We start from the raw sequence: 20,310 nt of genomic DNA, 5'->3' as shown, positions 1-20,310 counted from the left end.
TTCTTGCTCATGATCAGGGTCTCCTGGTCGGTCTGATCAGAGCTTAGCGCCTGGTCCGAATTTCGGGGGCCACTTCAGACAGCGATAACGATCGCCTATCGGGCCAACTGCCTTTCTGCTAATGGCTACCCATCACCCTATCGCCAAGCGAACTTATTGAGAGGTGTGATGGGTAGTCGGGCGTCAGGAGCTCGACGCCCCAGGTTTCATTTCACTGGCGGATACCGTTCGGACATCCCCCTCCTCGCTGACCTTGAGTTCCACATTGGGGTTGGGATCGTTGACCACCATCTCCAGCTCTCTGGTCGCCCTGTCGCGACTGCGCAGGCGCCGTATGGTGTTCACGATCATCAGAATGATCACGATGGAGAAGGGGAAGGCACCAATGATGGTTCCAGTCTGGACCGTATCGACCACCCCACTGCCCCCCAGGGTTAGCAGTACCGTCGCTACCGCACCGATGCTGAGGACCAGGACCACGCGGAACCAGGCGCCAGCGCGCTTCGGTGCGGAAACGAACTCCGCCAGGGCGTAGGTGCCGGCATCCAGGGATGTCACGTAGTAGGTCGCCACCAGTACCGTCGCCACCACCAGCAGCAAGCTGCCGATCACCGGTATGGACTCCAGCATCGCAAACAGCCCGCTGGCAACATCTGCATTCACCGCATCGGAGATACCACGGCCACTCTTGTCGTCGTAATAGATCGCAGCGGAACCGAGAACCCCGATCCAGAGCATGACGATAAAGGAGGGGATGATGGTGACACCGATAACGAATTCACGCAGCGTGCGACCCCGCGAGATCCTGGCGATAAAGCCGGCCACGAAGGGGGAGAAGGCAATCACCCAGCACCAGATGAAGACGGTCCACCAGCCATTCCAGCTCTGCTGCCAGGAGGTCAGCGGATCGGCCGTGCTCGGGGCATCGGTCCAGAAACTCATGGGTACGAAGTTCGTGAAGTAGGAACCGAAGGTCTGGGTGATATTGGAGATGATGAACAGTGTCGGTCCAAAGATGAAGGCAGCCACCACCAGTACCACACTCAGGATCGAGTTCGTCTCACTGATCAGGCGCATCCCCTTGCTGATGCCGAAGAAGGCCGAGATAGCCGCGGCGGCACCCAGGCCCACGATGACAAACAGCCAGATGGTCGGCCCGGAGGAGACTCCGGTGAATGAAGTTAGACCCGCGGTGAACTGCATCGCCGCAAAGGCAAAGGAGGTAGAGAGCCCCAGGATGGTTGCCATGATTGCCAGCAACTCGATGACCACGCCGGCACCACCACGCGACCAGCGTGGCAGCAGATCCACCGTCGCCTCACGGAAGGTCAGGGTCTTGCCCAGGTTGTGGTGCGAATAGGCGAGACACACCGCCACGACGCAGTACATGGCCCAGGCGGTGAAGCCCCAGTGGAAGTAGGCCCAGACGATACCACCGCCCGCCACATTACCCTCCATTGCCTCGAAGACGGGGCTGGAGTCACGCAGCATGATGGGCTCGGCCACCGACCAGAAGATCAGGCCGATCCCCTGACCACAGGCGAACAGCATCGAGTACCAGGCAAAGTTGCTGTATTCGGGCTTCGCCTTGGGGCCGCCCAGCCTGACTCGACTTCCGACCTTGCTGAACACCAGCCAGCCGCATACCGCGACGGCAAAGAGCGAATAGAGGATAAACAACCAGGTGAAGCCACCCGTGACATAGGTCCTCATGTCGAAGATGACCGAGGCAACACCATCGGGGTTTCCAAGCACCATCAGGATCAGCGCAATGATGGCAACGGGAGGAGCAAACTGGATGACCAGTCGCCCGAAGGGGGGGAGGTCTCGTCCCGTGAACCGTGGGACCGTGACCGGTTCTTTATCTGACATCTTGATACCTCGCTATTATTGTACTTGGCATCATCCCTGACATCTCTGGGCCCCGAGGGTGATTCGGAGCCCATGACAGTGAATCAGTTCAAGTGCGATACGATTCCCGATATACACTCCTCGAGGATCATTTCTCCCTTCTCCGGCGTCGAATTGAGCGGAGAAGACAGGGTCCCGGACGGTGCTACCCAGGAGGGGTCGGGGGGAAAGACATCGTAGGGAGGGAAGGTGGCCGGCTCCACGTCGACGGCCTTCGACATGTCGACGAGCTCAGGGTGAAGCTTGAGCATGATCGACGTCTCCAGCACACCGCCATGCTCAACGGCCCAGCCTGTGAAGCCGTCAGGGAACACCTTCTCGATGGTCTCCTCGCTGATGAAGTCCCAGTAGGAGAGCAGATAGATCTTGATCGAAATGCCTTCACCCTTGCACTTGTTGACCAGCCTGTCGGCGGCCTCACAGAGGTGCATGGAGTTCTCGAAGTGGCCATTGATCAGGATGAATTCGCGATTTCCATGGTTGACATAGGCCTGCAACACATCGAATACATAGTTCTCAAGCGAGGCGCCCGACACGCAGGTTGTGCCGGGAAAGAAGTTGCCTCCCCCGGATTTTACCTGTGACTTGTATCCATAGCTGATGGCGGGCGCTACCAGCATGTTGTTGCTTCTTTCCGCCACCTTCTCGCCAATATGGCTGGGAATCAGCACATCGGGATTGAGCGACATATGAGGCCCATGCTGCTCGATGGCCCCCACCGGGAGGATGATTCTGCACTGACCACTTTCCGTCAGCGACTTGTAGGTAACCCAGTCAAGGTTCTCTATCTTGACACTGCTCATCTCGTTTCTCCCCGCACGCTATCGTCAAGAAGGGGGAGCAGAGCTCCCCCTTTGTCGTTAAAACATTACTTGATGATATTGTGCTCCGGGCCATACGGGAAGCCGGTGATATTGTCGGCCCCGTGCTCGTTGACCACCAGGATATCGTGCTCGCGATAGCCACCGGCACCCGGCAGCCCCTCCGGTACGGTGATCATCGGCTCCATGGAGACCACCATGTTGGGCTCGATCACTGTCTCGATGTCCTCACGCAGCTCCAGACCCGCCTCGCGGCCGTAGTAGTGGCTCAGGGTGCCGAAGGAGTGGCCGTAACCGAAGGTGCGGTACTTGAGCAGGTCGTGCTTGGCGAAGATCTCGTTGAGCTCATGGGCGATGTCACAGCAACGCACGCCGGGCTTGATCAACTCCTGACCGCGGCGGTGCACCTCGCAGTTCACCTCCCACAGACGCAGGTGCTCGTCGGAGGCATGTCCGAGGAACATGGTGCGCTCCAGGGCGGTGTAGTAGCCGGAGATCATCGGGAAGGTGTTCAGGCTGAGGATATCGCCGGGCTGCACGCGACGGCTGGTCACCGGGTTGTGGGCACCGTCGGTGTTGATACCGGACTGGAACCACACCCAGGTATCCATCAGCTCGCTGTTGGGGTAGGTCTTGGCGATCTCGCGCACCATGGCGGCCTGACCGGCCAGCGACACCTCGTACTCCGGCACGCCGGCGTAGATGGCATCGCGCACGGCAACGCCGCCCACGTCGGCGATGCGAGCGCCCTGGCGAATCAGCGCGATCTCCTCGTCGGACTTGACCATGCGCATCTGCATGGTGGGCACGCCGGCGTCGACCAGCTCGACATCACCCAGCGCATCGACCAGCTTCTGCTTGTTCTGCAGCGTCATGTGGTCGTACTCGACGCCGACGCGACGCTTGCCTTCGCAGAGCTGCTTGACGGCCTTGAAGAAGTTGTCCTTCTGCCAGTCGGTGTAGACGATGTTGTCGCCCAGGCGATTGCGACGATAGGGCTGACCGCCGTCGATGTTGGCGGTCACGGTGGTGAAGCTGTCCTGGGTCACCACCAGGCCGTAGTCGCGGCCGAACTTGCAGTAGACGAAGTCACTGAAGTAGTTGATGTTGTGATAGGAGGTCAACACAACAGCGTCGACCTCGTTCTTCGCCATGTAGTCGCGCAGGCGAGCGAGGCGCCCCTTCATCTCGTTATCGGAGAACGTCGGTACCACTTTCTCGCCGTTGGGAATCTCGATAAGTGACGGCAGTTGCATGTTGTTATCTCCTCTTGTGTCAACGGAATCGTCATACCAGCCAGGCGTTTCCGGCCTCAGATGCCGGTATCGGGACGCCCCTCGCTTGCCATGTTGTACTGGTTACTGCTGGTACGAATGACTATGGCCAGACACCTTCCGTTGCACCAATGACTAGTGCAAATGCCCCCATTGGCGAGCGAAATACGCTTTATATTCAGATGGTTGACAAAAGAAAAGGCTTCAAGGAACTGCTATTGAGAGCCCTGCCGGCGTGCCTCCCGCGGGGAGTGGCCATAGCGCTCGCTGAAGGCCCGCGAAAAGCTGGATGCGGAGGAGAAGCCACTGGCCAGACCAATGGCGAGTACATCCATGTCGGTCTCGACCAGCAGGTGCTGGGCACGCTCCAGGCGCAGGCCTAGATACCAGCTCCGCGGAGTGGTGGTGAGGTGGCGTTCGAAGAGGCGCTGGAGCTGCCGCGAGGAGACACCGCAGCGGCGGGCGATTTCTGCCACCGACAATGGGGCTTCCAGGTGGCGCTCCATCAGCGCTACCGCCTCCACAAGGCGACGGTTATGGGTTCCCAGGCGTCGCGCCAGGGTCATCCGCTGCTGGTCGCCGCGACTGCGCAACCGTTCGTGGATCAGCTGTTCGGAGACATCGATGGCCAGCCGCGTGCCGTGGCGCCGGGCGATCACCGCCAGGGCCATGTCCATGGCGGCGGCTCCGCCGGCACAGGAGAAGCGCCGCTCGCCGAGTTCGAACAACTCATCGGAGGTGGGGATGGCGGGGAAGCGTTCGCGGAAGACGGGCAGACTCTCCCAGTGCAGGGTGACCCGCTCGTCCTTCAGCAGGCCGGCGGCGGCGAGCAGGAAACAGCCGGTATCCAGCCCTCCCAGGGCACCCCCGGCCTGGTCGAGCCGGTGCAGCCATGCCATCAACGGACGACCGAGGTAGGCCTCGGGCTCGAAACCGCTGCATACCGCCAGGGAGGGAAGATGGTGAACCTCGTCGATGGCGCAGTCGACGAGCAGGGTCATGTCGTTACTGGCGGTGACCGGCTCGCCATCGACGCTGATCAGCGTCCAGTCGAACAGTGGCCGACCGCTGATACGGTTGGCGATACGCAGCGGCTCTACCGCGGCGAAGAACGCCATCATCGAGAACTGCGGCAGGAGTAGAAACCCCACCTGCTCGGGCAACGGGCCCGTGTACTCCAGTCGCACGCTCTCCCCTCTCGTCAGCCGCCGATTCTCTCATTCGCCACCCCTCTCACCTGCCGCAATGCCTAGCCGCCCATCTGGATTATGCTTACTCGTCGACCACCATCAGATCGCGCATCTTCTGCTCGTCGAGCACCGTGAGCCGCTGACGATCGATATTGATGGCGCCGCTGTCGCGCAGCTTTCCCAGCAGTCGGGAGAGGGTCTCCGGGGTCACCGCCAGCTGGGCGGCCAGCCAGCGCTTGGGAATGGTCAGGCGCACCACCCGCGGCTCGTTGCTTCGCCCCGATGGTAGCTGGCGCAGGATGTAGCTGACCAGCCGCGACATGGCATCGCCCTGGGTCAGCAGCGCCATGTCCTCGAGACGGTCGGTAAGTTCCAGCGCCAGACGACTCATGAACTCGGCGCGACATTCGGGGTGACGATCCATGGCCTCGCGGCAGCGCGCGGCAGGGATCGACAGCACATGGGTTCGGCGCAGCGCTTCGGAGGAGTAGAGATAGACACCCTCTCGGGAGACCATGCTCAGTTCACCCAGGGTGCCCCCTCGCTCCACGCAGCGGATGGTGGCCAGCCGACCGTCGCCGGCACTTCGCACCAGCCTTACCGCCCCGCTGATCACGATATGCAGCCACTCGGCAGGGGTGTCCTGGCGAAACAGCCACTCGCGGCTGGCCAGGGTGCGCGGCTCGCAATCCTCGAGCAGCGCCTCGACCTCCGCGTCGGAGAGCGCACCGAGCCACGGCACACCGCGCACCAGATCACGTAGCTGGCGCGGCTTGAACAGCAGGTCAGCGGCCGAACTGGGCGGCTGGGCAGTATCCATAGGCATGGTGTTCCTCCACATCGGTATCCGCGTCGACCAGCAGGTAGCCATGGGCCTGGCTGGCGGCACTCAGCATATGCGACCCCTGCCCACCGGCCAGCTGCGCCACCGGTGTGCCGGAACTCCAGTCGATCACGACACGCAGCAATTCGCGGCGCCCACGCGGTCCACGTCGTGTAAAGCCGGCCTTGACCGGGAAGCGTTGCAGCGGTGGCGGCGTCATGCCCTGGCGCCCCTGCAGCAGCGGCAGGGCGAGGAATTGCCACCCCACCAGCGAGGCCACCGGATTGCCCGGCAGGGCGACCAGCGGTGTGCCGGCGTCGAGGGATTTGCCAAGAAAGCCCAGGGCGAAGGGCTTGCCAGGCTTGATCCCCACCCCATGAAAGACGATGCCCCCCAGCCGCTCGATGGCCGGGCGCACATGATCCTCCTCGCCCACCGATACACCACCGCTACAGACTACCAGATCGGCCTCGTCGCGGGCCCGTTCCAGGGCTCGATGCAGCTCATGAGGGTCATCCAGAACCACGCCGATATCGATCAGCTCGATGCCCTGGTGGGCCATCAGCGACTTGAGCATCGCGCGGTTGCTGTCGAAGACCTGGCCCGGGGCACGCGGCTGGCCTGGCTCGATAAGCTCGTCGCCGGTGGAGAGCAGCGCGACCCTCACCCGTCGCCTCACCGTTACCTCGGCGATGCCATGACTGGCCAGCAGGGCTATCGCGGCGGCCTCGAGACGAGTGTTCGAGGCAAGCAGCGGTGTCCCGGCACGACTCTCCTCGCCCTGGCGGCGGATATTGGCCCCCGGAGAGAGGCCTCCCTCGACATGCACCCGGCCCTCGGCATCCAGACGCACCTTCTCCTGTGGCACCACGGCATCGGCACCGATGGGTACCGGGGCGCCGGTGAAAATACGCGCACAGCCTCCCTCGGGGAGGTGCATCACGCCGGCACCGGCGGGTACGCGCTGGATGACCGGCAGGCCTCGGGGGGTCAGCTCGGCCAGGCGCAGGGCATAGCCGTCCATGGCGCTGTTATCGACGCCGGGCAGATCCAGGGTGGCGGCGACAGCGTCACCCAACACGCGCCCCTCGGCCTCTTCCAATGCCACCCGCTCGACCCCTGCCACCGGACGGGACGCCGCGGCCATGCGCTCACGCGCATCGAACAGGTCCACCAGCCCCGGGGTGATCACCTCAGCGCAGCCGCAGTTCATGCGTCAATCTCCTCGCCGCTTTGCATCTCGCTCAGCGCCTCGCCAGGCGCCGCCTCGGGCTGGCGGCTGGCACAGCTCGAAGCACGTGGCAGCACCATGGCCACGAAGTTGCAGGGCCGGGTACGGGCATCGAGCTGTTCGAGCAGGATGCCGTCCCAGGCGGTGGCACACGCCTTGGGCGAACCGGGCATGGCAAACACCAGGGTTCGGTCGATAAGCCCCGCCACGGCGCGGGACTGAATGGTGGAGGTGCCGATCGTGGCCAGCGACAGATGGCGGAACAGCTCGCCGTAGCCATCGACCGCCTTGTCGAACAGCGGGGCCAGTGCCTCGGGGGTGGTATCGCGGGTGGTAAAGCCGGTGCCGCCGTTGACCAGCACCACCTGAATGTCATCGCGTACCACCCACTTCGAGACCACTGCCCGGATGCGATAGATGTTGTCGGGCACGATGCAGCGCTCCACCAGGGTATGGCCGGCATCGGTCAGGCGCGCGGAAAGCAGGTCACCGCTGCCATCCTCCGCGAAGCCGCGGGTGTCCGATACGGTCAGCACGGCGATACCGAGAGGGGCAAAGGGTGTATTGGCAGAAACATGGGACATGAGGGCCTCCTTTCCGGCCATGGTGCGGCGGAGCGGGGTGTGGGGGAAGTGACGGGCATCAAGAAAGCGCAAGATCCTGCCGCCCGGTGGGGCGACAGGATCTCGAGGGAGGGGTTTACTGCATCAGGGCGCTGCCGCTCTCGTCGTCGAGGCTGACGCCTTCGACGCCGATCTCCGCCTGAAGCGCCATCAGATAGTGGCGCAGGGCGCGGCGGGTGGACTGCTCGCGCAGGCTGTGGCGCACATGCTCGGCTACCTCTTCATAGGGGCGCTCGCGCCCCCCCTGGCGGGCATCGATGCTGACCACATGCCAGCCGTAGCGCGAGGCGAGGGGGCGATCATGGAGTCCTTCGGGCAGGCGATGCAGGGCATCGTCGAGCTCGGCCACGGTCTGGCCCGGGGCCAGCCAGCCCAGCTCGCCACCCTCCTCCTTCGAGGGACAGGAGGAGTGACGCTGGGCAAACTCGGTAAAGCGCTCGGGATGCTCGCCCAGCTCCTTGACGAGCTTCTCGCCCAGACGATAGCCGGCATCCCGAGCCTCGGCATCGTCCGGCGCCGCGGCCAGCAGGATATGGCGAACCTGCAGCCGCGTCGGCTCACTGAAGCGCTCGGCGTGGGTGGCGTGGAAGCGCCGGCAGTCCTCCTCCGAGGGCTCGGGCACGTCCAGCTCCTGCTCCAGCAGGGCGGCGATGATGGCATCATCCTCGTCGAGGTCCGAACCGTCGGCATCGGCCAGGCCCAGGGCGGCGGCGCGCTGGCGGAGCAGCTCGCGCACCACCAGGGCACGGGCGGCCTTGAGCTGGGCGGTACCGGCGCTGTCCGCCGGGTGGTACTGCATCTCCTGGGCGATGTCGGCCTCCGCGATGGTGGCCTCGCCGACCCGGATGGGAGGGGGGCTCGCGCCCCCCGGGATCATCTCGATATCGATCTTATGCATGACTAAATCCTAGGAGCTTTTTTCAAGCGGCCTGACAAAGGGGCTTTTCCGGCGGCAGGCCCCGGGGCGCCGGACCGTCGAGGAGGCGCTGTGAACCCTTCCCTGGGCGCTACCGACGCCATCCATGGCGTAGGACCTCCTCTTCGACCTGCCCCCGGCGCCCTGCCAGAAACGTGGGCAAGGCCTATGTTCAGCCCCGCTTGCGCACCAGCTGGTAACGACGGGTCACGTAGCCGAAGGGCACGCTCCACACATGGACCAGGCGCGAGAAGGGGAACAGCAGAATGATGGTCATGCCCAGGAAGATATGAATCTTGTAGATCCAGGAGACCTCGGCCATGTAGTCCGCCGCGCCGCCGCTGAAGAAGATGATCGACTGTGCCCAGCTGGAAAGGGTCAGCATCATCGCGCCGTCCAGATGACCCAACGAGAAGATGACGGTGACCAAACCCAGAAACGCCTGGAAGACGATCAGGCCGAGAATCACGGTGTCCATGAGGCTCGAGGAGGCCTTGACCCGCGGATTGGTGATCCGGCGATGCAGCAGCATGGCGCCACCCACGAGGCAGGCAATGCCTGCCGCCCCGCCGACGATGATGGCGATCAGCTGCTTGGTGCCGGCGTGCAGGAAGGGCGCGTAGACCCAGTGCGGGGTCAGCATGCCGAACAGGTGGCCGAAGAAGATCACGATGATGCCGACATGAAAGAGATTGCTGGCCAGACGCATGTTCTTCGAGGTGAGCATCTGGCTCGAGCCGGTCTTCCAGGTGTATTGCCCATGGTCGTAACGCAGCAGGCTGCCGACCAGGAACACCGTACCGGCCAGATACGGATAGTAGCCGTAGATCAGGTGTTGCAGATATTCGGAAAACATGGTGATTCTCCTTAACGGTCGGTCGGGCCGCGGTCGGCGGCGCTACTCGCGGCACTGCCGGGCAGGATTCGAACGGGGTCGCTGGGCACGGTCTTCTTGCGCTCGGCCAGCCGGCGCCCCTCGGCGGACTGCAGGGCACAATCCTGGTCGGAATCGGCGGTGAAGCGTACCGCCTCCTCTTCCCACACCTCGTCCAGGGCCTCGGCGGTGTAGTCGGGCGCCTCCTCCTTCGCCGTCTGGCGATGGGCGGCGACGTCATCATCGGCACCGATCAGCGCCAGCAGCGCCAGGGGCACCAGGGCATAATCGGCCTCACGCTCCTCGAGACGCGCGGTCAGCAGCGCCAGGATATGGCGGATCTCGCCCAGCCAGCGGCCGATCTCGGCCTCGGAACGGGTGGAGAGATACTCCAGGAACAGCGGCAGATAATCCGGCAGTTCATGGGCGTCGAGCTCGAAGCCCGCGGCACGGTACTCGGCCATCAGGTCGACCATCGCCTGACCCCGGTCGCGGGACTCGCCATGCACATGCTCGAAGAGCAGCAGCGAGGTATTGCGACCGCGGTCGAACAGCGCCACATACTCCGCCTGGAGCTCCATGATGTCGGCCTCCAGAAGACGCTGGCACCAATCCATCAGGGCGGTGCGTCGCGCCGCCGACAGGCGGCGCTCGGCATTCAGGATCTCGATCATCTCCGGGGCGGCGGCCTGGAGCTCCTCGGTGGGGTAGTCCAGCAGCCGGGCCAGCACGCGCAGGCTCAGCATGTCTGCCACCATTTCCATCTGTTGTGCGGCTTCAGCCATGACGGGCCTCCTCGGTTTTCTTATCGCTCCGAACACTGCTCTGTGCCTGCGGATCGAAGGTCTCTACCGGCTTCACCAGGGTCGCGGTGGTCTTGCGACCGCCAAACAGGCTCTCGCTGCTGTCGCCGTGGCAGCCATCACCGAAGCTGAAGCCGCAGCCGCCACGCTCGGGGAAGGCCTCGGTCGCCATCTCGCGATGGCTGGTGGGGATCACGAAGCGATCCTCGTAGTTGGCGATGGCCAGGTAGCGGTACATCTCTTCCACCTGCTGCTCGGTCAGGCCGACGCCCTCCAGCACCTCGGTGTTGGCCTGGCCCTCCACATGCTTGCCGCGCATGTAGAGGCGCATGGCCATCAGGCGCTTGAGCGCCAGCACCACGGGCTCCTCCTCACCGGCGGTCAGCATGTTGGCCAGGTACTTCACCGGAATGCGCAGCGACTCGATCTTGGGCATCACGCCGTCGAACTCGACCTTGCCGGCCTCGGCGGCGGACTGGATCGGTGACAGCGGCGGCACGTACCAGACCATCGGCAGGGTGCGATACTCGGGGTGCAGCGGCAGCGCCAGCCCCCAGTCCATGGCCATCTTGTAGACCGGCGAGGCCTGGGCGGCCTTGATCACGTTATCGGTGATGCCATCCTTCTTCGCCTGGGCGATCACTTCCGGGTCGTTGGGATCCAGGAAGATCTCGCACTGACGATGATAGAGATCGCGCACGTCCGGTGAACTTGCCACCTCCTCGATACGGTCGGCATCGTAGAGCAGCACACCGAGGTAGCGAATGCGGCCCACACAAGTCTCGGAGCAGACCGTCGGCTGGCCGGCCTCGATGCGTGGGTAGCAGAAGATGCACTTCTCGGACTTGCCGGTCTTCCAGTTGTAGTAGATCTTCTTGTAGGGACAGCCGGAGATGCACATCCGCCAGCCGCGGCACTTGTCCTGGTCGATCAGGACGATGCCGTCCTCCTCGCGCTTGTAGATGGCCCCGGAGGGGCAGCTCGCCACGCAGGTCGGGTTCAGGCAGTGCTCGCACAGGCGCGGCAGATACATCATGAAGGTGTTCTCGAACTGGCCGTAGATATCGGCCTGCACCTTCTCGAAGTTCATGTCCTTGCGCCGCTTGGCGAACTCGGTGCCCAGTATCTCCTCCCAGTTGGGACCCCACTCGATCTTGTTCATGCGCTGGCCGGAGATCAGCGAGCGCGGACGCGCGGTGGGCTGGTGCTCACCCTGCTTGGCGGTGTGCAGATGCTCGTAGTCGAAGGTGAACGGCTCGTAGTAGTCGTCGATCTCCGGCAGGTCGGGGTTGGCGAAGATATTCGCCAGCACCCGCCACTTGCCGCCGATGCGCGGCTCGATCTTGCCGTCCTTGCGACGCATCCAGCCGCCCTTCCACTTGTCCTGGTTCTCCCACTCCTTGGGATAACCGATGCCGGGCTTGGTCTCGACGTTGTTGAACCAGGCGTATTCCACTCCCTCACGACTGGTCCAGACGTTCTTGCAGGTCACCGAGCAGGTGTGGCAGCCGATGCACTTGTCGAGGTTGAGGACCATGCCTACCTGGGAACGAATCTTCATTTCACGGCCTCCTGCTCGTAATCATTGCCTTCACCGTCCAGCCAGTCGATCTTCTTCATCTTGCGCACGATAACGAACTCATCGCGGTTGGAACCGACGGTGCCGTAGTAGTTGAAGCTGTAGGAGAGCTGCGCGTAGCCACCGATCATATGAGTCGGCTTGGGGCACACACGCGTCACCGAGTTATGGATGCCGCCACGGGTCCCGGTCATCTCGGAGCCCGGCATGTTCAGGATCCGCTCCTGGGCGTGATACATCATCGCCATGCCGTTCTTGACCCGCTGACTGACCACCGCCCGGGCCGCGATGGCGCCGTTGGCGTTGTAGAGCTCGATCCAGTCGTTGTCCTCGACACCGATGGATTTCGCATCGTCCTCGGACATCCAGACGATCGGACCGCCCCGCGACAGGGTCTGCATCAGCAGGTTGTCGCTGTAGGTGGAGTGGATGCCCCACTTCTGGTGCGGAGTGATCCAGTTCAGCGCGATCTCCGGGTTACCGTTGCCCTTGTTTTCTGCAAAACCGTGCTCGGCCACGCTTACCGCCGCCTTGGTGTCGATGGGCGGACGATAGACCAGCAGGCTCTCGCCGAAGGCGCGCATCCAGGGGTGATCCTGATAGAACTGCTGGCGACCGCTCACCGTGCGCCACGGGATCAGCTCATGCACGTTGGTATAACCGGCGTTGTAGGAGACGTGCTCGTCCTCGAGGCCGGACCAGGTGGGGCTGGAGATGATCTTTCGGGGCTGGGCGACGATGTCGCGGAAGCGGATCTTCTCGTCCTCCTTGGGCAGCGCCAGGTGGGTATGATCCCGCCCGGTGATCTTGGAGAGCGCGTCCCAGGCTTTCACCGCCACCTGGCCGTTAGTCTCCGGCGCCAGGGTCAGGATCATCTCGGCGGCATCGACGGCACTGTCGAGACGCGGGCGCCCCTTGTGCGGCCCCTCGGTCTTGCGGTGGTTGAGCTTGCCGAGCAGGTCCACCTCGGACTCGGTCTTCCAGCTGATACCCTTGCCGCCGTTGCCGATGCTCTCGAGCAGCGGGCCGATGGAGGTGAAGCGCTCATAGGTCTCGGGGTAGTTACGCTTGACCTCGATCAGCGCCGGCATGGTCTTGCCGGGAATGGGCTCGCACTCGCCCTTCTTCCAGTCCTTCACATCGACCTGAGCCAGCTCGGCCGGGGAGTCGTGCTGATGCGGCAGGGTGACCAGGTCGGTCTCCTCGCCCAGGTGCCCCTCGGCGGCCTCGGAGAATGACTTGGCGATCCCCTTGAAGATCTCCCAGTCGCTGCGCGACTCCCACGCCGGGTCGGTGGCCGCGGTCAGCGGGTGGATGAAGGGGTGCATGTCGGAGGTGTTGAGGTCGTCCTTCTCGTACCAGGTCGCCGTAGGCAGCACGACGTCCGAGTAGAGGCAGGTGGTGGACATGCGGAAGTCCAGGGTCACCAGCAGGTCGACCTTGCCCTCGGGGGCATCGTCATGCCACTTGACCTCTTCCGGCTTCTGGCCGCCGAAGTCGCCCAGGTCCTTGCCCTGGATACCGTGACGGGTACCCAGCAGGTACTTGAGCATGTACTCATGGCCCTTTCCGGAGCTGCCCAGCAGGTTGGAACGCCAGATGAACATGTTGCGCGGGAAGTTCTGGGGGTTGTCCGGATCCTCCGCGGCGAAGGCGAGCTTGCCCTCCTTGAGCTGCTGGACGGCGTAGTCCTGGGTGGACATGCCGGCGGCCTCGGCGGCCGCGGCCAGGCGCAGCGGGTTGGTACCCAGCTGAGGCGCGGAAGGCAGCCAGCCCATGCGCTCGGCGCGCACGTTGAAGTCGATCAGGCTGCCGGGGTAGTCCTCGGCCTTGGCCAGCGGCGACAGGATCTCCTTGATCTCGAGCTTCTCGTAGCGCCACTGTGAGGAGTGGTTGTAGAAAAAGGAGGTACCGTTCATGTGGCGCGGCGGACGCTGCCAGTCGAGGCCGAAGGCCAGCGGGGTCCAGCCGGTCTGCGGTCGCAGCTTCTCCTGCCCGACATAGTGGGACCAGCCGCCGCCGCTCTGCCCGATGCAGCCACACATGACCAGCATGTTGATCAGGCCACGGTAGTTCATGTCCATGTGGTACCAGTGGTTCATGCCGGCACCGACGATGATCATGCTGCGACCCTGGGTCTTGTCGGCATTCTCGGCGAACTCACGGGCGATACGGGTGGCCTGCTCGGCGGGCACGCCGGTGATCTTCTCCTGCCAGGCCGGGGTGTAGGGCTTCACCTCGTCCAGGGAGGTGGCACCGTCATCCTCGCCAAACCCGCGGTCGATGCCGTAGTTGGCGCACATCAGGTCGAACACCGTGACCGCGAGCGCCTCGGAGCCGTCGGCCTTCTTCAGGCGCTTGACGGGCAGGCTGTGGAACAGCAGCTCGTCGCTGGCGCCGCCGCTCTTGACGTGATCGAAGTGTTCGTGAGCGATGCCACCGAAGTAGGGGAAGGCGACCTTCGCCACCTCGTCATGCCTGTCGGCCAGGGTCAGCAGCGGCTTGATCTCGGTGCCTTCGGCGTCCAGCGGCTCGAGATTCCACTTGCCCACCTCGTCGCCGGTCTCGCCCCAGCGGAAGCCGATGGAGCCCCGCGGGACCACCAGCTGGTCGCGGGCCTCGTCCCACGCCACGGTCTTCCACTCGGGGTTGTTGCCCTGGCCCAGGCTCGCCTCGAAGTCGCTGGCGCGCATCTGGCGGCCCGGCGCATAGCTGCCGTCCTCGCGAGCCTCGAGCTCGACCAGGAACGGCATGTCGGTATAGCGCCGCACATAGTCGCTGAAGTAGCTGCTGCTCTTCTCGAGGTGGAACTCCTTGAGGATGACGTGACCCATGGCCATGGCCAGGGCAGCATCGGTGCCCTGCTTGGCGGAGAGCCACTCGTCGGTGAGCTTGGAGACCTCGGCGTAGTCAGGGGTGATCGAGACGGTCTTGGTACCCTTGTAGCGCACCTCGGTGAAGAAGTGGGCGTCCGGGGTCCGCGTCTGCGGCACGTTGGAGCCCCAGGCAATGATGTAGCCGGAGTTGTACCAGTCGGCGGACTCGGGCACGTCGGTCTGCTCGCCCCAGGTCTGGGGGCTGGCCGGGGGCAGGTCGCAGTACCAGTCGTAGAACGACAGGCAGACGCCACCGATCAGCGACAGATAGCGGGCACCGGAAGCGTAGCTGACCATGGACATGGCGGGAATCGGCGAGAAGCCGATGATGCGATCCGGGCCGTACTGCTTGGTGGTATAGACGTTGGAGGCGCCGATCAGCTGGTTAAGCTCGTTCCAGTCGGCGCGCACGAAGCCGCCCATGCCGCGGGCACGCTTGTACTGCTTGGCCTTGGCCGGGTCCTCGACGATGGAGGCCCACGCCTCGACCGGATCCTTCTTCTCCTCCAGCGCCTGGCGCCACAGCTTGAGCAGCGGCTTGCGGATCAGCGGATACTTGAGACGATTGGCACTGTACATGTACCAGGAGTAGCTGGCACCGCGCGGACAACCCCGCGGCTCGTGGTTGGGCAGGTCGGGCCGGGTGCGCGGATAGTCGGTCTGCTGGGTCTCCCAGGTGACCAGGCCATTCTTGACGTAGATCTTCCAACTGCAGGATCCGGTGCAGTTCACCCCATGGGTAGAGCGCACGATCTTGTCATGCTGCCAGCGCTGCCGGTAGCCGTTCTCCCAGCCGCGGGACTCGTCGCGCAGCTCGCCGTGATCATTGGCAAAGGGCTCGCGGGCCTTGCGGAAGAAGTTCAGCCGATCGATGAAGTGACTCATGGTCGCTCTCCAGGCTCCTGAAAAAGAGGTGTGACCTCGCGGGGCCACTCGGTCAGCCTGGATCGAGTGCGCATCATGCGTGGACCAGGCCGGTGACATGCAGGCAATTCTGGGTGATCGGCGCGACGATTACTGCCCGGTTACCTCCATATACCGTCTCTCTACCACCAAGGAGATAGAGGCCCGTCATGGGCGAGGTATCGCCTTTATCAGGCCCCTTTTCCCCCCGCGCCGTTGACGTGATCCCAGAGCATCATCAGCATGCACACCACCAGCGACGCGTAGAGAAACATGAACCCCGCGGTGCGGATGCCTACCCAGTGATTGCCCAGGGCGAACATCAGCGGCAGCAGAGCGCCAAACAGACCGCCCAGGGTCAGCGCCAGCCCGCCCACCAGCGCCAGCTGACTGCCGTGGTCGCGGTGAATCATGCGCATCAGGCTGCCCTGTCCCACCCCCATGATCAGCCCCATGGTCACCAGCAGCGTCAGAAAGCCCCACAGCGGCGCGGCATAGTGCAGCGTCAGCACCCGGCCCACCCCCTCGATCTGCATGGTGAAGGGGGGGTAGGAGAGCAGAAACAGGCAGACCAGCACGAAGGCGCTGACCCACCAGCGCAGGTCGCGAAAGTCGTGGGCGTCCCCCCAGGCGCCGCCAGCCACCTGCCCCAGCCCCACCGCCAGCGGGAAGGGCAGTGCCAGCAGCGCGGCACTTCGCAACTCCAGGCCATACTGGGCACCGAGGTAGCCCGGCAGCCACAGCGACAGCGCCACGAAGGCGCCATAGAAGAAGCTGTAGACCACCGCCAGTCGCCAGGGGCGCCAGTGTCGCAGTGCCTCGAGCCAGCCCGGCCGCTCTCCTCTCGTCATGGCGTCATCGTCGATCTCGCCCGAATCGGCCGAGGGGTCCGGGTCATCGGCGAACAGCCACAACAGCGTCGCCACCGCCAGCACCGGCAGCAGATAGAGCAGAGGGGCACTGCGCCAGCCATAGGCCTGGCTGATCAGCGGCAGCAGCAGGTAGCTGAGTCCGGCCCCCACCATCCCGGCACCATAGAGCCCCAGCGCCAGACCGGCATGCCGCCGCGGTGACAGCGCGGCCACATAGACCAGTCCCGCCGCCAGCGAGCCGGCCCCAAGCCCCAGGCCGGCGCCGGCAAGCAGGAAGTGCAGATAGGTGCTGGAGTGGGCCACCGCCCACAGGAAGGGGCAGATCAGCAGCAGGCAGGCGATCATCACTCGTCGCCCCCCATGGCGCCGGGCCAGGGCGGCCATGGGCAGCGCCGCCATCGCCCCGGTCAGCATGGGGGTGGCCAGCATGAGCGCGAAGCCGAGCTCGCCCAGTCTCAGCATGGCGCGCAGCTCCAGCCCCAGCACCGCGAAGATGGTCCAGCTGGCGAACACCAGCGCAAAGGCCAGCGGCGACAGCAGGACCACCACCAGGGGGCGGTAGCCGACGACAGCATCGCGTTCGGAGACGTGGGGCATCGCAAGGCCAGGGAGCGGTGGAGTGTGGCCAAAGTCTGTGTAGAGCCGCCCCGGGGGTCAAAGGGGCAGTGGAGGTACCTGCCCTACCCCCTTGGGTGTAGTAGACTCGAGCCAGCACCATGCAATGCGCCACTCCCCGACGGCCTGTGGAGACTATGAAACTGCTGCAACACTCCCTGGTGGCGCGCATCGTCGCCTCCCTGCTCGCCATCAGCGCCATGGCCCTGGTCAGTATCGTGGTCACCATGACGGTGGCCAACGACAGCCGTGGTGACGCCGCCGCCATCAACGTGGCCGGCTCGCTGCGCATGAACACCTACCAGATCGTCGCGGCCCTGCAACGTTACGAGCGGCACCCCGAGCCGGCGCAACGCGAACGGGTGGAGTCGCTGATGTCACGCCTGGAGACCCGTCTGGCCAGCCCCCGGCTGACCGCCACGCTGCCCACGGCCGAGGACCACCCCCTGGGGGAGCAGTACCGGTTGCTGGTGGCGAACTGGCACACGGCGCTGGCTCCCCAGGTGAGCCAGGCCATCGACGAGGTAAGGATTCAGGTCGACCCGCTGCGTCAGACGCTGGACAGCCTGGTGGCGGACATCGACCGGCTGGTCAGCCTCCTCGAACAGAACAGCGAATCGAAGATCCAGCTGCTCAGCGCCCTGCAGATCCTGTTCCTGGTGCTGACCGCGGTCGTGGTGGCCATCGCCCTCTACGATATTCGTCACAACCTGGTGGCGCCGCTGCACCAGCTAGTGGTACTGGCGCGCGAGGCCGCCCGACGCAACTTCGATTATCGAACGCACCTTACCGGCAACGACGAGCTCGCCCTGCTCGGGCGCACCCTGGACGGCATGGCGACGGAGCTCGGTGCCAGCTACGCCGAACTGGAGGCACACGCCTCACGCAAGCAGCGGGAGCTCGAGCGCAGCAATCGAGCCATGGAGTTAATGCACGATGGCAGCCGCGCGCTCTACGGCGGTGGCAACGACCTCTGCGCCAGCGCCGCGCCCATGCTGCGCGAGCTGGGCCAGCTGCTCGAGGTCGGTCCGATACGGCTATCGCTGAACGACCCCTACGATGATCGCCAGATCCCGATACTGGCCACCCACTCGCCACGCCGCCCGGAGTATTGCCGCGATCACGACTGCCACGCCTGCCTGATCGACCCCGTGCCCCTCAGGCTGGAGCAGACCGAACAGGGTGAGTGCCTACTGCTGCCGGTGAGCGTCGGCGAGCTGATGCTCGGCACCCTGGAGGTGTGGCACCCCAGTAGCCAGCCGCTCTCCGACAGCGTGCGCCGCCTGCTCAATGCCCTGGCCGACCAGCTGGCCAACGCCATCTATCTGCAGCGTCGCATCGAGGAGCAGCAGCAGGTGTCGCTGATGAACGAGCGCGCCATCATCGCCCGGGAGCTGCATGACTCCCTGGCCCAGTCGCTCTCCTATCTCAAGATGCAGGTGGCCAGGCTCGAGCGCATGCAACAGAAGGATGCCCCGCGGGAGAGCCAGGCGGCGGTATTCGACGAGCTGCGCACCGGACTCGGCAGCGCCTACCGTCAGCTGCGCGAGCTGCTCACCACCTTCCGCCTCAAGCTGGAGGCCCCGGGCCTGACCAGCGCCCTGCGTCAGACGGCCCGGGAGTTCGGCGAGCGTCTCGGTTTCAGCGTCCCTCTGGAGATCGACGTACCGCCTCACCTGCTCAGCCCCAATGAGGAGATCCATGTGCTGCAGGTGGTGCGCGAGGCGCTGGCCAACGTGCTCAAGCATGCCAACGCCCACTGGGCCGCCGTCACCGTCAACTTCCAGGCGGCCAGGCTGCACGTTGTCATCGAGGACGACGGCATCGGCCTTGCCGACGACGGCTCGCCGCCGATGCACTACGGGCTGGTGATCATGCGCGACCGTGCCGACTCCCTGGGCGGTCGCCTGAGCCTGCATAACCGCCCCGGCGGCGGTACGCGAGTCGAGCTGATCTTCACGCCCCAGACCGCCCGCCTGATTCACCAGCAGGTGGCCCCCCACCCAGACGCCGCCACCCTGCCTGCCGACGAGGTGGCCGATTCTCCCCATGGCTACAGGAGTCGAGGATGACCGCCATCACGACCGATCACCCCGCCACCATCCTGATCATCGACGATCATCCGCTACTGCGGCGCGGCGTCTCCCAGCTACTGGAGCTGGAGGATGACCTGCTGCTCGCCGGCGAGGCCGGCGAGCCCGAGGAGGGAATCCGCCTGGTACAGGAGCTCGACCCCGACATGGTGCTGCTCGATCTCAATATGCCGGGCATCGACGGCATCGAGACGCTCAGGCGGCTGCGAGGCAATGGCTTCGCCGGTCGGGTGGTGATGTTCACGGTCTCGGACCATGAAGAGGATGTGGTCAACGCCCTGCAGTCGGGCGCCGACGGCTACCTGCTCAAGGACATGGACCCCGACGAGATGATTCGTCAGCTGCGTCAGGCGGCACTGGGTCGCATGGTGCTCAGCGAGAGCCTGACCTCGCTGCTCGCCGATGCACTGCGCAAGCAGCGCAGCCAGCCGGCGGCACCGGATATCCACAGCCTGACCCAGCGGGAACGCGAGATCCTGCGCGAACTGGCCGCGGGGCTCTCCAACAAGATGATCGCCCGCAAGCTGGAGATCACCGAGGGCACGGTGAAGGTCCACGTCAAGCACCTGCTCAAGAAGCTCAACCTGCGCTCGCGGGTCGAGGCGGCGGTGTGGGCCGTGCAGGAGGGCATCGAGCGCTAGCCGAAGCGGGCTCTGTGTGGATACCTCCAAATACCCCCGGAGCGTCGACGCGCCCCTTACCCTTACCTCTGAAATAATAATAACTCAATAAAAACAGCAAATTAAAAACAGCTCTCTCCTACCCCCCTGGAGGTATGCCACCGCCAGGGGGAGCCGCATGCCACGTTTCCCGATGCCGCCGCGCGGCGTATCTTTCCCCCATCTTCGCGCGCCTTGATATTGATCAACCCGATCATGGCCGATGCGAGCACCGCTAGACCTCAAG

The 20,310-nt window shown here is 64.4% G+C and carries 15 protein-coding genes; 2 read left to right on the top strand and 13 right to left on the bottom strand.

Features of this window, described 5'->3' with window-relative positions; translation table 11 throughout:
- Positions 1-183 precede the first annotated feature (183 nt).
- The 13 genes from Q0894_RS10025 to Q0894_RS09965 form a co-directional block, all read right to left on the bottom strand.
- On the bottom strand, positions 184-1,872 hold the full coding sequence (locus Q0894_RS10025; protein WP_299234604.1) for a BCCT family transporter: 1,689 nt from the start codon (positions 1,870-1,872) through the stop codon (positions 184-186).
- An 83-nt stretch (positions 1,873-1,955) separates the two neighbouring features.
- Positions 1,956-2,714, bottom strand: a complete 759-nt coding sequence (locus tag Q0894_RS10020; RefSeq protein ID WP_299234601.1) for a creatininase — start codon at positions 2,712-2,714, stop codon at positions 1,956-1,958.
- A 65-nt stretch (positions 2,715-2,779) separates the two neighbouring features.
- The gene (locus tag Q0894_RS10015) at positions 2,780-3,988 is read right to left on the bottom strand and encodes a M24 family metallopeptidase (RefSeq protein ID WP_161422907.1); all 1,209 of its coding nucleotides are present in this window, start codon (positions 3,986-3,988) and stop codon (positions 2,780-2,782) included.
- A 233-nt stretch (positions 3,989-4,221) separates the two neighbouring features.
- On the bottom strand, positions 4,222-5,193 hold the full coding sequence (locus tag Q0894_RS10010; RefSeq protein ID WP_299234596.1) for a GlxA family transcriptional regulator: 972 nt from the start codon (positions 5,191-5,193) through the stop codon (positions 4,222-4,224).
- Positions 5,194-5,278: 85 nt separating this feature from the next.
- The gene (locus Q0894_RS10005) at positions 5,279-6,022 is read right to left on the bottom strand and encodes a Crp/Fnr family transcriptional regulator (RefSeq protein ID WP_229333173.1); all 744 of its coding nucleotides are present in this window, start codon (positions 6,020-6,022) and stop codon (positions 5,279-5,281) included.
- On the bottom strand, positions 5,982-7,232 hold the full coding sequence (gene glp, locus Q0894_RS10000) for a gephyrin-like molybdotransferase Glp (RefSeq protein WP_299234590.1): 1,251 nt from the start codon (positions 7,230-7,232) through the stop codon (positions 5,982-5,984). Before glp ends, Q0894_RS10005 begins: the two co-directional genes overlap by 41 nt.
- The gene (moaB, locus tag Q0894_RS09995) at positions 7,229-7,834 is read right to left on the bottom strand and encodes a molybdenum cofactor biosynthesis protein B (RefSeq protein ID WP_299234587.1); all 606 of its coding nucleotides are present in this window, start codon (positions 7,832-7,834) and stop codon (positions 7,229-7,231) included. The genes glp and moaB overlap by 4 nt, the downstream gene beginning before the upstream one ends.
- A 115-nt stretch (positions 7,835-7,949) precedes the next feature.
- Positions 7,950-8,771 (bottom strand): peptidylprolyl isomerase, encoded by an 822-nt coding sequence (locus Q0894_RS09990; protein ID WP_299234585.1) that lies wholly within the window; start codon positions 8,769-8,771, stop codon positions 7,950-7,952.
- Positions 8,772-8,961: 190 nt separating this feature from the next.
- Positions 8,962-9,645: a respiratory nitrate reductase subunit gamma gene (gene narI / locus Q0894_RS09985; protein WP_299234582.1), complete on the bottom strand. Its 684-nt coding sequence runs from the start codon at positions 9,643-9,645 to the stop codon at positions 8,962-8,964.
- A gap of 11 nt (positions 9,646-9,656) precedes the next feature.
- Entirely contained in the window at positions 9,657-10,448 is a 792-nt protein-coding gene (gene narJ, locus Q0894_RS09980) for a nitrate reductase molybdenum cofactor assembly chaperone (RefSeq protein WP_299234579.1), read from the bottom strand.
- Positions 10,441-12,027, bottom strand: a complete 1,587-nt coding sequence (narH, locus tag Q0894_RS09975) for a nitrate reductase subunit beta (protein WP_299234576.1) — start codon at positions 12,025-12,027, stop codon at positions 10,441-10,443. Before narH ends, narJ begins: the two co-directional genes overlap by 8 nt.
- Positions 12,024-15,806: a nitrate reductase subunit alpha gene (locus tag Q0894_RS09970; protein ID WP_299234573.1), complete on the bottom strand. Its 3,783-nt coding sequence runs from the start codon at positions 15,804-15,806 to the stop codon at positions 12,024-12,026. Before Q0894_RS09970 ends, narH begins: the two co-directional genes overlap by 4 nt.
- A 209-nt stretch (positions 15,807-16,015) precedes the next feature.
- Positions 16,016-17,293 (bottom strand): MFS transporter, encoded by a 1,278-nt coding sequence (locus tag Q0894_RS09965; RefSeq protein ID WP_299234570.1) that lies wholly within the window; start codon positions 17,291-17,293, stop codon positions 16,016-16,018.
- Positions 17,294-17,448: 155 nt separating this feature from the next.
- On the opposite strand from Q0894_RS09965, the gene Q0894_RS09960 reads away from it, so the two are divergent.
- Both Q0894_RS09960 and narL read left to right on the top strand, forming a co-directional pair.
- Positions 17,449-19,383 (top strand): type IV pili methyl-accepting chemotaxis transducer N-terminal domain-containing protein, encoded by a 1,935-nt coding sequence (locus Q0894_RS09960; protein ID WP_299234567.1) that lies wholly within the window; start codon positions 17,449-17,451, stop codon positions 19,381-19,383.
- Positions 19,380-20,045 (top strand): two-component system response regulator NarL, encoded by a 666-nt coding sequence (narL, locus tag Q0894_RS09955; RefSeq protein WP_366130996.1) that lies wholly within the window; start codon positions 19,380-19,382, stop codon positions 20,043-20,045. The genes Q0894_RS09960 and narL overlap by 4 nt, the downstream gene beginning before the upstream one ends.
- The last annotated feature ends 265 nt before the right edge of the window (positions 20,046-20,310 follow it).

The sequence above is a fragment of the uncultured Halomonas sp. genome, from assembly GCF_947501415.1.
Taxonomy (GTDB): Bacteria; Pseudomonadota; Gammaproteobacteria; order Pseudomonadales; family Halomonadaceae; genus Halomonas.
Note: the sequence above shows the minus strand (reverse complement) of the source record. Positions and strands in the feature narration are given on the sequence as shown.

Excerpts from the sequence above, each read along its gene's own strand:
- Q0894_RS09960 (WP_299234567.1), top strand. The coding sequence starts at position 17,449 with ATGAAACTGCTGCAACACTCCCTGGTGGCGCGCATCGTCGCCTCCCTG.
- Q0894_RS09990 (WP_299234585.1), bottom strand. The coding sequence starts at position 8,771 with ATGCATAAGATCGATATCGAGATGATCCCGGGGGGCGCGAGCCCCCCT.
- Q0894_RS09970 (WP_299234573.1), bottom strand. The coding sequence starts at position 15,806 with ATGAGTCACTTCATCGATCGGCTGAACTTCTTCCGCAAGGCCCGCGAG.
- narI (WP_299234582.1), bottom strand. The coding sequence starts at position 9,645 with ATGTTTTCCGAATATCTGCAACACCTGATCTACGGCTACTATCCGTAT.
- Q0894_RS09965 (WP_299234570.1), bottom strand. The coding sequence starts at position 17,293 with ATGCCCCACGTCTCCGAACGCGATGCTGTCGTCGGCTACCGCCCCCTG.
- moaB (WP_299234587.1), bottom strand. The coding sequence starts at position 7,834 with ATGTCCCATGTTTCTGCCAATACACCCTTTGCCCCTCTCGGTATCGCC.
- Q0894_RS10025 (WP_299234604.1), bottom strand. The coding sequence starts at position 1,872 with ATGTCAGATAAAGAACCGGTCACGGTCCCACGGTTCACGGGACGAGAC.
- narH (WP_299234576.1), bottom strand. The coding sequence starts at position 12,027 with ATGAAGATTCGTTCCCAGGTAGGCATGGTCCTCAACCTCGACAAGTGC.
- Q0894_RS10015 (WP_161422907.1), bottom strand. The coding sequence starts at position 3,988 with ATGCAACTGCCGTCACTTATCGAGATTCCCAACGGCGAGAAAGTGGTA.
- narJ (WP_299234579.1), bottom strand. The coding sequence starts at position 10,448 with ATGGCTGAAGCCGCACAACAGATGGAAATGGTGGCAGACATGCTGAGC.
- narL (WP_366130996.1), top strand. The coding sequence starts at position 19,380 with ATGACCGCCATCACGACCGATCACCCCGCCACCATCCTGATCATCGAC.
- Q0894_RS10005 (WP_229333173.1), bottom strand. The coding sequence starts at position 6,022 with ATGCCTATGGATACTGCCCAGCCGCCCAGTTCGGCCGCTGACCTGCTG.
- glp (WP_299234590.1), bottom strand. The coding sequence starts at position 7,232 with ATGAACTGCGGCTGCGCTGAGGTGATCACCCCGGGGCTGGTGGACCTG.
- Q0894_RS10020 (WP_299234601.1), bottom strand. The coding sequence starts at position 2,714 with ATGAGCAGTGTCAAGATAGAGAACCTTGACTGGGTTACCTACAAGTCG.